Origin of the sequence: Neoroseomonas oryzicola (genome assembly GCF_012163135.1) — a bacterium.
Lineage (GTDB): Bacteria > Pseudomonadota > Alphaproteobacteria > Acetobacterales > Acetobacteraceae > Neoroseomonas > Neoroseomonas oryzicola.
In genome coordinates this window covers 918,336-930,659 of sequence record NZ_JAAVUP010000002.1, presented here as the reverse complement: position 1 = coordinate 930,659, position 12,324 = coordinate 918,336, and the positions used below count along the sequence as shown (strand labels likewise).

Genomic DNA, 12,324 nt, shown 5'->3' with positions numbered 1-12,324 from the left:
GGGCCGGCAGATTGGCTTCAGTCCGCCGACATCTTGATCGGCGGATTCACGTCGGGCGGCAGCGGGCACACATAGGGGTGCGCATCCGTGCGCGCCTTGTGGTCGGCCTTGGCCGCGTCCAGCAGCTCGGGCTTCACGATGGCGTCGACCGCGGTGCCGGCCATGATCTTCGCGACATGCACCAGGCCCTTGTGGGCGATGCCGGACTTGCCCTGCGCCGTCAGCTGCCAGGAATGGCCCGGCGTGCCGATGGCATAGGTCGCTCCGCGCGCCTGGACCGTCGGCACCGCCCAGGACACGTCGCCGACGTCGGTCGAACCGACCCCCCCGCTGCCATGCGCATCCAGCGGGACGATGATGTCGCACAGCGCCTTGTCGCGCTCGACCTTCAGGCCATGGCGGCGGAAGGCGGCGGCGATGTCCTCGTCGGACAGGGTCTTCTGGATCTCGCGCGCGAAGGCGCGGTCATCCTCGTCGAACTGCGGGGGACCCAGGCGCTGCATGTTCTCGTGCATCGCCTGCTCGAGCGGCGTGTTGGCGAGCAGGTTCGACACCGCGCTCACCACCTTGGTGCTGACCGAGGTCTCGGTCATCAACGCCGCGCCATCAGCGATCTTGCGCACCCGCGCGACGAGCTGGTTCAGCCCCACCAGGTCCTTCGCGCGGATCAGGTAGCGCACCTTCGCCGTGCCCTGCACCACGTTGGGCGCGATGCCGCCGGCGTCGAGATAGGCATAGTGGATGCGCGCGTCCGAGGGCATGTGCTCGCGCATGTAGTTGACGCCGACATTCATCAGCTCGACCGCGTCGAGCGCCGAGCGCCCGAGCTCCGGCGCCGCCGCGGCATGCGAGGCACGGCCGGTGAAGGAGAAGTCGATGCGCGTGTTGGCGAGTGAGACCGCCTCGTTCACGCCGGTGAAGGCGGCCGGGTGCCAGCAGATCGCCATGTCCACGTCGTCGAAGGCGCCCGACCGCACCATGAAGCCCTTGGCCGCGCCGCCTTCCTCGGCCGGGCAGCCGTAGTAGCGCACGCGCGCCTTGATGCCGTTCTTCTCGATCCAGTCCTTCACGGCCGAGGCTGCGAGCAGCGAGGCCGCGCCGAGCAGGTTGTGCCCGCAGCCATGGCCCGACCCGTCGCCCGGCAGGGGCTTGTGCTCGGCGACGCCCGCTTCCTGCGACAGGCCCGGCAGCGCATCGTATTCGCCGAGGATGGCGATCACCGGACCGCCCTCCCCCGCCTCGCCCATCACGGCGGTCGGGATGCCGGCGACGTCCTTCGTCACGCGGAAGCCGTGCTGTTCGAGCATCGCGGTGTGCTCGGCGCAGGACCGGACTTCGGCATAGCAGAGCTCGGGCATGCCCCAGACCCGGTCGGCGAGCCCGATCGCGTCCTCGGCCTTGGCGTCGACGTAGCGCCAGATCTCTTCGGTATTCCGCATGCCGGGTTCCTTCGTGGGCGAATGACGGGGCGCACTCTCGCGCCGCGCGGCGGGCCCGTCCAGCGCCCGCCCCTGGACGCTGCCCGCGCCGCGCCGCAGCATCATTGGCCCAGGAGGAGACCGCCATGCCCCGCGTGACGCCCGTCCGCCCCGACGACCTGCCCGAGGACCTCGCCGCCATCTGGCAGCGTTACGTGACCACCTACGGCCCCTTCGAAGGGCAGCTGGAGGTCTTCGCGCATGTGCCGGCGGTGTTGCGCCACCTGATGCCGATGCTGATGGAGTTGCGTGCCGCGGGAACGCTGCCGCGCCGCTGCCTGGAACTGGCGATCGTGGTGGTGTCGAAACTGAACGCCTGCGACTACTGCATCGGTCACCACCAGCCCTTCCTGGCGGTGGAGGGCATCCCGCCCGAGGTGGTGGAAGCCCTGCCGGAAGGCCTCGACCATCCGTCGCTGACGGATCGCGACCGCGCCGTGATCGCCTATTCCGTCGCGGCCTGGGAGAACAGCCACCGCGTGCCCGAGCGCCTGTTCCGGGCGCTGCGCGAGCATTTCACCGATGCGCAGATCGTCGAACTGACGCTGCGCATCACCCTGACCGGCTTCTTCAACCGATTCTCCTCGGCCCTCGGCATCGAGGAGGAGGCGACGGCAGAGGCCTGATCAGCCGCGGCGACGGGCAGGAAGGGCGACCGGGACCGGGCGCAGCGCCGGCGGCAGGCGCATCCGGCGGCCACGGCCGCCTTCGTCCTGACCGTCCTGCAGCATGATCGCCGTGCCGATCTGCACCGAACCGAAGGTCAGGCCGCTGAAGAACCACAGCATGGCGATGACCGGCAGCCCACCATGCTTCAGGATCAGGCTGCCCACCCCACCCGGATCGGCCCAGAGCACGGCCGCCACGAAGATTGCGGACAGGCCGAAGCCCACCAGGCCATGCAGGACCATGAAGCGGACGGCGGGCGGAATGCGGCGCAGGCTCATGCGGGCCTCCTTGTCCATTAGATAGTAGGCAGGTTGGCCCCGTGTTGAAAGCCTGCGCTCACGCCCCTTTGACACCGCCCGCGGTCAATCCGGCAACGATCTGCTTCTGCGCCAGCAGCGTCAGGATCAGCACCGGCGCCGTCACCAGCAGCGCCGCGGCCGAGAGCGGCCCCCAGGAGATCTGCTCGAAGGTCAGCATGTTGTTGACCGCGACCGGCAGGGTGCGCGTCTCGCGCCCCGCCAGCACCATGGCGAAGACGAAATTGTTCCACGAAAAGATGAAGGCGAGGATGGTGGCGACCGTGATGCCCGGCCGCGCGAGCGGCATCGCCACGTAGCGGAAGGCCTGCCAGATCGTCGCGCCATCCACCAGCGCCGCTTCCTCGAGCTCCGCCGGCAATCCCTCGAAGAAGGAGATCATCACCCAGACCACGATCGGCACGGTGATGACCAGGTGCGTGATGACGATGGGCACCAGCGTCCCGGTCAGCTCGAGCCACTGGAACAGCAGGAACAGCGGGATCAGGTAGGACAGGCCCGGCGTGATGCGCGCGATCAGGATCAGCGCCGCCGCGCGCATGGCGCGCATCTTCGCGATGCCGTAGCCGGCCGGCACCCCGATCGCGAGTGCGAGGCCCGTCGCCGAGAAGGACACCACCACGCTGTTCCAGGCGAACAGCAGGAAGTCGTTGCGCGCGAAGACCTCGCGATAGTTGTCGAGCGTCGGCGGGTCCGGGATGAAGATCGGCGGGAAGGCGGTGTTGTCGAGCTCATTCTTCAGCGACAGCGACAGCATCCACAGGAAGACCAGCGCCGCCGGCGAGACCAGCAGCAGCACCGACACGCCGAAGGCGGCGTTCGACAGGGTGCGCTTCAGCTTCCTCATGTCGCCTTCACCCGCTGGCGGGTCCAGAGCAACAGCGCGGCGAGGAGCATGATGATCGCGAAAAACACCACCACCACGGCGCTGGCGTAGCCGACGTTGTAGAAGGCGAAGGCCTGCAGGTAGAGGAAGATGTTGATCGTCTCGCTCGCCTGGCCGGGACCGCCCTGGGTGATGACGTAGATGGTGTCGAAGGCCTTCAGCGCGTCGATGGTGCGGATGATCAGCGCCACCACGACGAAGGGCGCGAGCAGCGGCATAGTGATGTGCCGGAAGGCCTGCCAGGCATTGGCCCCGTCGATCTTCGCCGCCTCATAGGGATCGGTCGGCAGGGAGGCGAGGCCGCCCAGGATCAGCAGCATCACCAGCGGCGTCCAGTGCCAGACCTCGACCAGCACGAGCGTCGGGATCACCGTCTCGGCGCTGTAGACCCAGAGGCTGGGCGGCAGGCCGACCTGGCTCAGCAGCCAGTTCAGCACCCCGAGTTGCGGGTGGAACATCATGGTCCAGACGAGCGCGACGGCGACGGGTGTCGCCATCATCGGCAGGATGAACACCGTGCGCGCCAGCCCCCGCAACGGGAACTTGCGATGGAAGGCGAGTGCGGCGGCGAGGCCGAAGATCATCGGCAGCACGACCGCGAGCCCCGTGTAGAACAGCGTGCGCGCCACCGCCCAGCCGAAGCGGCTGTCGGTGAACAGCTTCACGTAGTTGCCGAAGCCGACCCATTCCCGCTCCCCGCCCAGGTGCCAGTTGAAGGCGGAGACATAGAGAGTGAAGACCCAGGGAAAGATGATCACGGCGATCACGACGACGGCCGCCGGCACCACGAACCAGGCGTAGTGGCGCGCATAGTTGCGGCGGCGCTTGGTCTCCGCCGCCGCTGCCTGCGATAGGGCGATGTCGCTCGCCAAGGGTCAGTCCTCCGCCGCGTCCGGTGTGCGGGGCGGGGCCGCGACGGCGGCGCCCGCCCCGGCGGGTCTCAGCTCTCGCGCTCGCTCTGCTCGAGCACCGGGCGGAACTCGGCGGTCGCGCGGCGCAGCTCGGTCGCGACGTCCGCGCCGCTGATCGTGTTGGTCAGCGCCGTACCGATCACGTCGCGGAACTGCGTCACCGGCACGATCTCGGGCAGGCCGGCGCGCGCGATGCGGGCACTGGCGGACAGCGTCTGGAAGAACTCGCGCGGGAAGGTGCTCGCGGCGATCGCTTCCTCGTTGCTGAAGGGCGAGGAGCGGGCCGGCACGCCGGCACCGGTGGTCAGGAAGCGCAGCTGGTTCTGCTTGCTGAGCGCCCACTGCAGCCAATACCAGGCCGGCCCCTTCTTGCGCGACGCCTCGGGGATGCCGTAGCCGGCGCCGAACAGCGCGCAATGGTGGTTCGCCCCCGGCCCCTTCGGCACCAGCGCATAGCCGACCTTGCCGGCCACGCGCGACCGCGCGCGGTCCTCGAGCGGCGCCGCGAATCCGATGCCGTCCACCCACATCGCCGCGCGGCCCTGCATGAAGGTCGTCTGGCATTCGTTCCAGTTGAACCCGATCGAGCCGGGCGGGGAGACGTCGCGGAGGAACTTCTTGTACATCTCGCCGGCCCAGATCGCGTCCGGCGTGTCGGTGATGAGCTGGCGATTGCCGTCGATCATGTCCCGCTGGTTGGTACCGAGCAGGTAGGACGACCACAGCACGACATTCGCGTTCTTCAGGCCGCGCCCGACATGGCCATAGACCTGCCGCGACGGGTCCGCGAGGCGCTTCGCCGCCTCGTACATCTCGTCCCAGGTGGTGGGAACGGCGATGTTGCGGGCCGCGAAGAGCTCCTTGTTGTAGTAGATGATGAAGTAGTCGGCGAACGCCGGCAGGCTGTCCATGCGACCGTCGGCCTGGGTCGCGTACTGCACCATCCCCGCGCCGAAATCGGCGAAGTCGAAATCGGGCGAGGTCAGGTTCGTATCCTGGATCAGCGGGCGGATGTCGGTGTTCCACCGCGCCTTGCCCACCTGCCGCTTGTTCACGTGCAGGCTGAGTTCCGCCACGTCGAAGGATGGCCGGCCGGAGGCGTACTCGACGATGATCTTCTGGCGGTGCTGCTGCTCGGGCACGACCTCGATGCCGCAGCGGATGCCGGTCAGTTCCTCGAATTCCTGGTTGCCGCGCTGCAGCAGCTGCCCGCGGGGGGAAAGCTGGACCGTGACCTCGATCCGCTCGCCGCGGAATCGCTTCCAGTCGAAGGCGCTCTGCGCATTGGCCTTCTCGACGATCGCGGGCGCCGCGAGCAGGGCGGAGCCGGCTGCGAGCGCCTGGCGGCGGCTGATGCCACGGGTCATGTCGTTTCCTCCGGATCGGGGCGCCGTCTGCGCGGCCGCCCCTTTGGTCCCGGGCGCGATCCTCGGCGGAAGCGCGTCGCGCCGCAAGCCGGAGTTCAGGTGGCGATGCGGCGCAGCGGCTCGAGGACCGACGGATCGGTGATCGGCGCGGTGTCCCAGGGTGCCTCGGGCGGCGGATCGAGCGTCTCGAACACGGTGGCGAGCTCGATCGACCCCGTCTCGGTCGGCCGCGGATAGGGCGTGGGGTCGGGCAGTCCCGGGCCCTTCGGTCGGCCGATGGCGATGAAGAAATCCTCGAGCCCCGCCGGGATCAGCATCCACAGCATCCGGTAGGGCACATCGCCGTCATTGATGAAGCCGTGCCGCGCATGGGGCGGGGCCACCATGAAGGTGCCGGCGGTGATGCGCCGCACCGACCCGTCCAGCCGTGCCAGCGCCTGGCCCTGCACGATCCAGAAGATCTCGGTCTGCGCCGGATGGGCATGCTCGCGGATCTTGCCGAGCGGGGGCAGTTCCTGCAGTCCGGCCGAAAAGCCCGCCGGCGCGCCGGCGAAGCGGGGCGCGGCCAGCACCTCGATCCAGCCATTGGCCGGCTGGGGCTGCCAGTGCTGCTCGCCCTGGCCGGGCGGAACGACGATCACGCCGGTCATTCAGTGCATCCTCGGGTGCTTGAGGAAACTCGCCCGGTCGCTCGAGACCACCGTCACGTCCCGCGTGCCGCGCGACCGGCCGAGCTTCAGCTTCACCGTCGCCCCGGCATCGCCGCACGACCAGACCGCGCGCCAGAGCTCGGCGAGGTCCGTCACCGCCGCGCCGTCCACCGACAGCACGCGGTCCCCGGTGCGCACCCCCGAATTCTCGGCAGGCCCGCCGGGTGCGAGGGAGGCGATCGCCACGCCCTCGTCGTCCTCGGTCGCATAAAGGCCGAGCCAGGGCCGCGCCGGACGGTTGACCCGGCCATAGGCGAGCAGGTCGTCCAGGATCGGCGTCAGCCGGTGCACCGGCACCACCATGTTGAGGTCGAGCCGCCGGCCCTCCTCCCCCTGCTGCAGGATCAGCGATCCGATGCCGAGCAGCTTGCCGTCCGGCCCGATCAGCCCCGCCCCGCCCCATGACGGGTGCGCCGGCGCGGTGAACAGCGCGTCCTCCAGCAGGTATTCCCAGTAGCCAGCGAAGGGCTGGCGCGCGACCAGCTTGCAGGCGACGGCGTTGCCCCGCCCGCCCGCGGCGGCGAGCACCATGGGCGCGCCGATCCGCGCCGTCTCGCTGTCCCCGAATTCCAACGGCGCGACACCCAGCCGACCGAGCGCCTGCACCAGCCCGAAGCCGGTTTCCTGGTCGACCGCCAGGGCATGGCCCGGCACCGCGCGGCCGTCCGCGGCGGTGATCCAGATCGTCTCGGCCTCGGTCACCAGGTAGCCGATGGTCAGGACGAGCCCGTCGCGGATGACGACGCCGCTGCCCTCGCGCTCGGTCCCCAGCACCCGGGCAGTGAAGGCATCCGCCGGCACGGTCGACCGCAGGCCGACGATGGCGCCGAGGGCGCTGCCGAGGTCGAAGTCGTAGTCGGTCGGATCGGGCTGCAGGTGCTCCGGAATATCCCAATCGTCCTTGGCCATGCTGGTCCGTCGGCGCTCCGCGATAGAGGTCGGCTGCCCGCTTCTAGCACGGTCCGCCGGGGCGCGCATGGCGCGCGGCCCCGGCGGGGCTGACCTGCCTGTCCCTCAACCCTTCCGCACGTTCCAGAAGGTCGGGAAGCCCTTCTGCACCCCGGTGACGTTCGCGCGGTAGGCGATGGGCTGAAGGTACTGGCCGAGCGGGATCGAGGGCACGTCGACCATGCATTGGACCTGGATCTGGCGGCAGATCTCCTGCTGGGCGGCGATGGTCGGCGCCTCGAACCAGGCCTCGCGCAGTTCCTCGAGCTTCGGGCTGACGCACCAGCCGGGCCAGCCCGCGCGGTCGTTGCCGTTGCCCCGGATGGCATAGTGGTTGGACGGGTCCATGTGGTCCACGCCCTCCCAGCCGGTGTTGAAGCAGGACCAGCCGCCCTGGTCGACCGGGCCGCGGTTGTTGCGCCGCGACAGCATGGTGCCCCAGTCGGTCGCGACATAGTCCACGTTCATCCCGATGCGGCCCATCACATCGGCCATGACCTCGCCGATCGCCTTGAACTGGGCGTAGTCGACGGCGGCGAGCAGGGTGACCTTCTCGTTCGCGTAGCCGGCCTGCTTCAGCATCTCCTTGACCTTGGCGAGGTCGCGCGGGCCCTTGAGCGGCTCGAGCCCGGCCTCGCTCGCCATCGGCGTGCCGGGGCAGAAGACGCCGTGCGGGACGTGGTACATCGCCGCGTCGTTGCCGACGATCGCCTGCATGAAATCCGCCTGGCTGAAGGCGTGCAGCATGGCGCGGCGGATCGCCGGATTGTTGAAGGGCGGCTGCAGGTGGTTGGGCCGCATCATGTCGACCGAACCGGTGTGGTTGGTCACCTCGATCTTCACCTGGCGGTTCCGCCGCAGCAGCGGCAGCAGGTCGTGGGTGGGGTTCTCCCACCAGTCCTGCTCGCCCTGCGCGAGGGCCGCGACCTTCGTGGCGGCGTCGGGAATGGTGGTCCACTCGACGCGCTCGATGAAGACGCGCTTCGGCCCGGCATTCCATTCCATCGGCCCGTCCTCGCGCGGGACGTAGCGGTCGAACTTCACGTAGACGTTGCGCGACCCGGCGATCCGCTCGTTCGCGACGAAGCGGAAGGGGCCGCTGCCGACCATCTCCGTGATCTGCGTGAACGGGTCGGTGTTGGCGAGCCGTTCCGGCATCATCGCCGGCATCGGCGAGGTCACCTTGCCGAGCGCCGCCGGCAGCAGCGGGAAGGGCCGCTTGAGAACGAAGCGGATGGTGCGGTCGTCGGGCGCGCTGAGCTCGTCGGTGCGTTCCATGAGCGCCCCGCCCAGCGCGTCGCGCTTCGCCCACCGCCGGATCGAGGCGACGCAGTCGCGCGCCGTCACCCTTTCCCCGTCGTGCCAGAACAGGTTCGGCCGCAGCGTCAGGTTCCACAGCTTGCCGTCATTCTCGATGGTGTGGCCCTGCACCATCTGCGGATGCGGATTGAACGACGCGTCCGACCCGTAGAGCATGTCGAAGACCATGTGCCCATGGCCGCGCGTCACATAGGCGGTGGTGAAGTGCGGATCGAGGAAGGCGAGGTCGATCTGCGGAATGAACCGCAGGACGTTGGCGCCCTGTGCACCGGCAAGTCGCGGCGCTGCAACTCCCGCCGCGGTAAGGGCGAGGACGGAACGACGGCTGACGGACATGTTGCCTCCGGATTTGTTGTGACCGGCTTTCTCCCAATGCTGGGACGCTAGCAGCCGCATCCCCGCTGCACAGCCCGGAAATTGCCCTCTCTGGTCATGTGGCCGGACTGCGCTACGCTTGTGCCGGATGGAAGACGTTCCGGGAGAAATGCAGGAAGGCCTGCGCGCCATGGGGCTGCTCGCCCCGGGGGCGACGGCGCACGGCGTGCCGCTGTCGGGCGGCGTATCCTCAGACATCTGGCATGTCGTCCTGCCCGACGGACGCGACGTCTGCGTCAAGCGCGCGCTGGCGAAGCTCAAGGTCGCGGCGGATTGGCGTGCGCCGGTCGTGCGCAACCGCTACGAGGCGCGATGGCTGGCCCGGGCGCGGGAAGCAGCGCCGTCGGCGGTGCCCGAGCTGCTTGGCCAGCATGAGGCGACCGGCACGCTGGCGATGCAGTGGCTGCCGCCCGAGGATTATCCGGTATGGAAGGCGCGCCTGCGCGACGGGGAGGCCGATGCCGGCTTCGCCGCCGAGGTCGGGCGCCGCCTGGCGCGCATCCAGTCGCGCATGGCCGAGCGGCCGGAACTCGCTTCGGATTTCCCGACCGACAACCTGTTCCACGCGATCCGGCTCGAGCCCTACCTCGTCGCCACCGCCGCCGCGCATCCCGACCTCGCCCCGCAGCTCGGCGCGCTGGTCGCGCGGACGGCGGCGACGAAGCGCACGCTGGTGCATGGCGATGTCAGCCCGAAGAACATCCTCGTCGGGCCGGAAGGACCGGTCTTCCTCGACGCGGAATGCGCCTGGTGGGGCGATCCGGCCTTCGACCTCGCTTTCTGCCTCAACCACCTGCTGCTGAAGTGCCTGTGGAACCCGGGCGCGGCGCAGGGCTTCCTCGCCTGCTTCGACGCGCTGGCCACGGCCTACCTGGTGGGCGTGGGATGGGAAGCGCCCGCCGTGGTCGAATCCCGCGCCGCCAGCCTGCTGCCCGGCCTGTTCCTGGCCCGCGTGGACGGCAAGAGCCCGGTCGAGTACCTGACCGAGGAGAAGGACAAGGACCGCGTGCGCCGCGTGGCGCGCGCGCTGCTGCTGGCGCCGCCGGACCGGCTGCGGACGGTGCGCCGGGCCTGGGAGGACGAGATCACTCAATGAGTTCGACGATCATCGCGGGCGTACGCGGCCGCCGCGTCTGGGACAGCCGCGGCCGCCCGACGGTCGAGGCCGAGTTGCGCCTGGCCGGCGGCGCGCGTGGCCTCGCCATCGCGCCCGCGGGGGCCAGCACCGGCAGCGGCGAGGCGCTGGACCGCCGCGACGGCGGCACCGCCTTCGGCGGCTATGACGTGAGGGGCGCGGTCGCCGCGGTGAACGAGGTGATCGCCCCGGCGATCCTCGGCATGGATGCGGCCGACCAGGCGGGGCTGGACGCGAAGCTCATCGCGCTCGACAGCACGCCGAACAAGTCGCGGCTCGGGGCGAACGCCACGCTGTCGGTCTCGATGGCCGCCGCACACGCCGCGGCGCATGCGAACGGGATGCTGCTGTGGAAGCATCTGGGCGGCGAGGATGCAACGCTGCTGCCCCTGCCGCAGATCCAGATCCTCGGCGGCGGCGCCCATGCCGGGCGGCGCGTCGACATCCAGGACTTCCTGGTGATCTGCCCGGCCGCGACGAGTTTCGCCGAGGCGCTGGACTGGACCGCCGAGGTCTACCGCGCCGCCGGCGCCATCATGAAGGACCGCGGCAAGCTGCAGGGCGTCGCCGACGAGGGCGGCTGGTGGCCGGCCTTCGACGCCAACGAACAGGCGCTCGAGACGCTCGTCGCCGCGATCGAGCGCGCCGGCTTCAAGCCGGGCGAACAGGTCGCGATCGCGCTCGACATCGCCTCGACCGATTTCGGCAAGGGCGGGAAGTATCGCCTCGGCCTCGAAGGCCGCGAGCTCGACACCGACGGCATGATCAGGATGCTGCTCGGCTGGCTCAAGGCCTATCCGATCGCCTCCATCGAGGATCCGCTGGCCGAGGACGACTGGGACGGCTTCGCCGCCTTCACCAAGGAAGTCGGCGACCGCGTGCAGGTGGTGGGCGACGACTTCCTCGTCACCGACGCCGCACGCGTGCGGGAGGCCGCCAAGGTGGGCGCGGCCAACACCGTGCTGATCAAGCCCAACCAGCGCGGCACGCTGACCGAGACCAAGGCGGCGTGGGAGGCGGCGAAGGAGGTCGGCTATGCCGGCATCGTCTCCGCCCGCTCGGGCGAGACGGAGGACGTCACCATCGTCCACCTCGCGCTTGGCTGGGGCGTCGGGCAGTTGAAGGTCGGCTCCTTCGCGCGCTCCGAGCGCATGGCGAAGTGGAACGAGGCGCTGCGCATCGAGGAAGGCCTCGGCGCCCGCGCGCGCTTCGCCGGCGGCGCGGTGCTCGGCCGTTCGCGGCGATGAAGGTCCTGCTGCATTACCGCGCCGGGCCCGGGCTCGCGGAGCGGCTGTCGCACCTGCCGGGCCTCGACCTCACGGTCGTGTCGGACACCGACGACGCCGCCTTCGCCCGTGCCCTGCCGGAGGCCGAGGCGATCTGGCACGTGCTGCGGCCGCTCTCGGCCGCCGACATCGCCGCCGCGCCGCGGCTGCGCCTGATCCAGAAGATCGGCGTCGGCGTGAACACCATCGACGTCGAGGCGGCGAAGGCACGCGGCATCGCGGTGTGCAACCTGCCCGGCACCAATTCGCGCGCGGTGGCGGAACTGACGCTGCTGCTGATGCTCGCCGCGCTGCGACGCGTCGCGCATTTCGACGCCGCGACGCGCGCCGGCCAGGGCTGGTCGCAGCAGCCGGAACTGCAGGACAGCCTGTTCGAACTGGGCGGGCGGACCGTGGGCCTCGTCGGCTATGGCGCCATCCCCGCCCTGCTCGCCCCGGTGCTCGCGGCGCTGGGCTGCCGGCTGCTCTACACCGCGCGCACGCCGAAGGAGGATGCCGAGGGCTCCTACCGCACCCTCGCCGGCCTGCTGTCGGAAGCCGACATCGTCTCCCTGCACATCCCCGAGACACCGGAAACCCGCGGCCTGATCGACGCCGGCGCGATCGCGCGGATGAAGATGGGCGCGGTGCTGGTGAACACGGCGCGGGGCGGCCTGGTGGATCAGGCCGCGCTGACCGAGGCGCTGCGGTCCGGCCACCTCGCCGCCGCCGGTCTTGACGTCTTCGCCCAGGAACCGGCCGATCCGCGCGACCCGCTGTTCAGCCTGCCCAACGTCGTCGTCACCCCGCACATCGCCTGGCTGACCACGGGCACCTTCGACCGGTCCTTCGCCATCGCGGCGGAGAATGTCCGGCGCCTCGCGGCCAGGGAGCCGCTGCTGCACCGGGTCGCCTGAGCGACCCAATCCAGGCTAAAGGGGCG

General features: G+C 70.1%; 12 protein-coding genes. 4 read left to right on the top strand and 8 right to left on the bottom strand.

Features of this window, described 5'->3' with window-relative positions:
* Positions 1-17: 17 nt before the first annotated feature.
* Complete coding sequence (locus GWK15_RS10975; RefSeq protein WP_168041316.1) at positions 18-1,439, bottom strand: M20 family metallopeptidase; 1,422 nt, start codon at positions 1,437-1,439, stop codon at positions 18-20.
* Between the two features lie 125 nt (positions 1,440-1,564).
* On the opposite strand from GWK15_RS10975, the gene GWK15_RS10970 reads away from it, so the two are divergent.
* The gene (locus tag GWK15_RS10970) at positions 1,565-2,104 is read left to right on the top strand and encodes a carboxymuconolactone decarboxylase family protein (protein WP_168041315.1); all 540 of its coding nucleotides are present in this window, start codon (positions 1,565-1,567) and stop codon (positions 2,102-2,104) included.
* On the opposite strand, the gene GWK15_RS10965 is transcribed toward GWK15_RS10970, so the two are convergent.
* The 7 genes from GWK15_RS10965 to GWK15_RS10935 form a co-directional block, all read right to left on the bottom strand.
* Positions 2,105-2,425, bottom strand: coding sequence for a hypothetical protein (locus GWK15_RS10965; RefSeq protein WP_168041314.1), 321 nt, complete (start codon positions 2,423-2,425; stop codon positions 2,105-2,107).
* A 58-nt stretch (positions 2,426-2,483) separates the two neighbouring features.
* Positions 2,484-3,311 (bottom strand): carbohydrate ABC transporter permease, encoded by an 828-nt coding sequence (locus GWK15_RS10960; protein ID WP_168041313.1) that lies wholly within the window; start codon positions 3,309-3,311, stop codon positions 2,484-2,486.
* On the bottom strand, positions 3,308-4,222 hold the full coding sequence (locus GWK15_RS10955; RefSeq protein WP_168041312.1) for a carbohydrate ABC transporter permease: 915 nt from the start codon (positions 4,220-4,222) through the stop codon (positions 3,308-3,310). Before GWK15_RS10955 ends, GWK15_RS10960 begins: the two co-directional genes overlap by 4 nt.
* Before the next feature lie 68 nt (positions 4,223-4,290).
* Entirely contained in the window at positions 4,291-5,628 is a 1,338-nt protein-coding gene (locus GWK15_RS10950) for an ABC transporter substrate-binding protein (protein ID WP_168041311.1), read from the bottom strand.
* A gap of 95 nt (positions 5,629-5,723) precedes the next feature.
* Entirely contained in the window at positions 5,724-6,278 is a 555-nt protein-coding gene (locus tag GWK15_RS10945) for a cupin domain-containing protein (RefSeq protein ID WP_168041310.1), read from the bottom strand.
* Positions 6,279-7,247, bottom strand: coding sequence for a S1C family serine protease (locus tag GWK15_RS10940; RefSeq protein WP_168041309.1), 969 nt, complete (start codon positions 7,245-7,247; stop codon positions 6,279-6,281).
* Positions 7,248-7,352: 105 nt separating this feature from the next.
* Positions 7,353-8,942, bottom strand: a complete 1,590-nt coding sequence (locus tag GWK15_RS10935) for an ABC transporter substrate-binding protein (RefSeq protein WP_168041308.1) — start codon at positions 8,940-8,942, stop codon at positions 7,353-7,355.
* Positions 8,943-9,069: 127 nt separating this feature from the next.
* On the opposite strand from GWK15_RS10935, the gene GWK15_RS10930 reads away from it, so the two are divergent.
* Genes GWK15_RS10930 through GWK15_RS10920 form a run of 3 tightly spaced genes read left to right on the top strand, consistent with a single transcriptional unit; the run spans position 9,070 to position 12,298 of the window.
* Positions 9,070-10,077, top strand: a complete 1,008-nt coding sequence (locus tag GWK15_RS10930; protein WP_168041307.1) for a phosphotransferase family protein — start codon at positions 9,070-9,072, stop codon at positions 10,075-10,077.
* Positions 10,074-11,363, top strand: a complete 1,290-nt coding sequence (gene eno, locus GWK15_RS10925; RefSeq protein ID WP_168041306.1) for a phosphopyruvate hydratase — start codon at positions 10,074-10,076, stop codon at positions 11,361-11,363. The genes GWK15_RS10930 and eno overlap by 4 nt, the downstream gene beginning before the upstream one ends.
* Positions 11,360-12,298 carry a 2-hydroxyacid dehydrogenase gene (locus GWK15_RS10920; protein WP_168041305.1) on the top strand — a complete coding sequence of 313 codons (939 nt, stop codon included), beginning with the start codon at positions 11,360-11,362 and terminating at the stop codon, positions 12,296-12,298. The genes eno and GWK15_RS10920 overlap by 4 nt, the downstream gene beginning before the upstream one ends.
* Positions 12,299-12,324 lie beyond the last annotated feature (26 nt).

Bases quoted from the DNA above. Each gene is read 5' to 3' on its own strand.
- GWK15_RS10940 (WP_168041309.1), bottom strand. From the start codon at position 7,247: ATGGCCAAGGACGATTGGGATATTCCGGAGCACCTGCAGCCCGATCCG.
- GWK15_RS10975 (WP_168041316.1), bottom strand. From the start codon at position 1,439: ATGCGGAATACCGAAGAGATCTGGCGCTACGTCGACGCCAAGGCCGAG.
- GWK15_RS10960 (WP_168041313.1), bottom strand. From the start codon at position 3,311: ATGAGGAAGCTGAAGCGCACCCTGTCGAACGCCGCCTTCGGCGTGTCG.
- GWK15_RS10930 (WP_168041307.1), top strand. From the start codon at position 9,070: ATGGAAGACGTTCCGGGAGAAATGCAGGAAGGCCTGCGCGCCATGGGG.
- GWK15_RS10945 (WP_168041310.1), bottom strand. From the start codon at position 6,278: ATGACCGGCGTGATCGTCGTTCCGCCCGGCCAGGGCGAGCAGCACTGG.
- GWK15_RS10950 (WP_168041311.1), bottom strand. From the start codon at position 5,628: ATGACCCGTGGCATCAGCCGCCGCCAGGCGCTCGCAGCCGGCTCCGCC.
- GWK15_RS10920 (WP_168041305.1), top strand. From the start codon at position 11,360: ATGAAGGTCCTGCTGCATTACCGCGCCGGGCCCGGGCTCGCGGAGCGG.
- GWK15_RS10935 (WP_168041308.1), bottom strand. From the start codon at position 8,942: ATGTCCGTCAGCCGTCGTTCCGTCCTCGCCCTTACCGCGGCGGGAGTT.
- GWK15_RS10970 (WP_168041315.1), top strand. From the start codon at position 1,565: ATGCCCCGCGTGACGCCCGTCCGCCCCGACGACCTGCCCGAGGACCTC.
- GWK15_RS10965 (WP_168041314.1), bottom strand. From the start codon at position 2,425: ATGAGCCTGCGCCGCATTCCGCCCGCCGTCCGCTTCATGGTCCTGCAT.
- eno (WP_168041306.1), top strand. From the start codon at position 10,074: ATGAGTTCGACGATCATCGCGGGCGTACGCGGCCGCCGCGTCTGGGAC.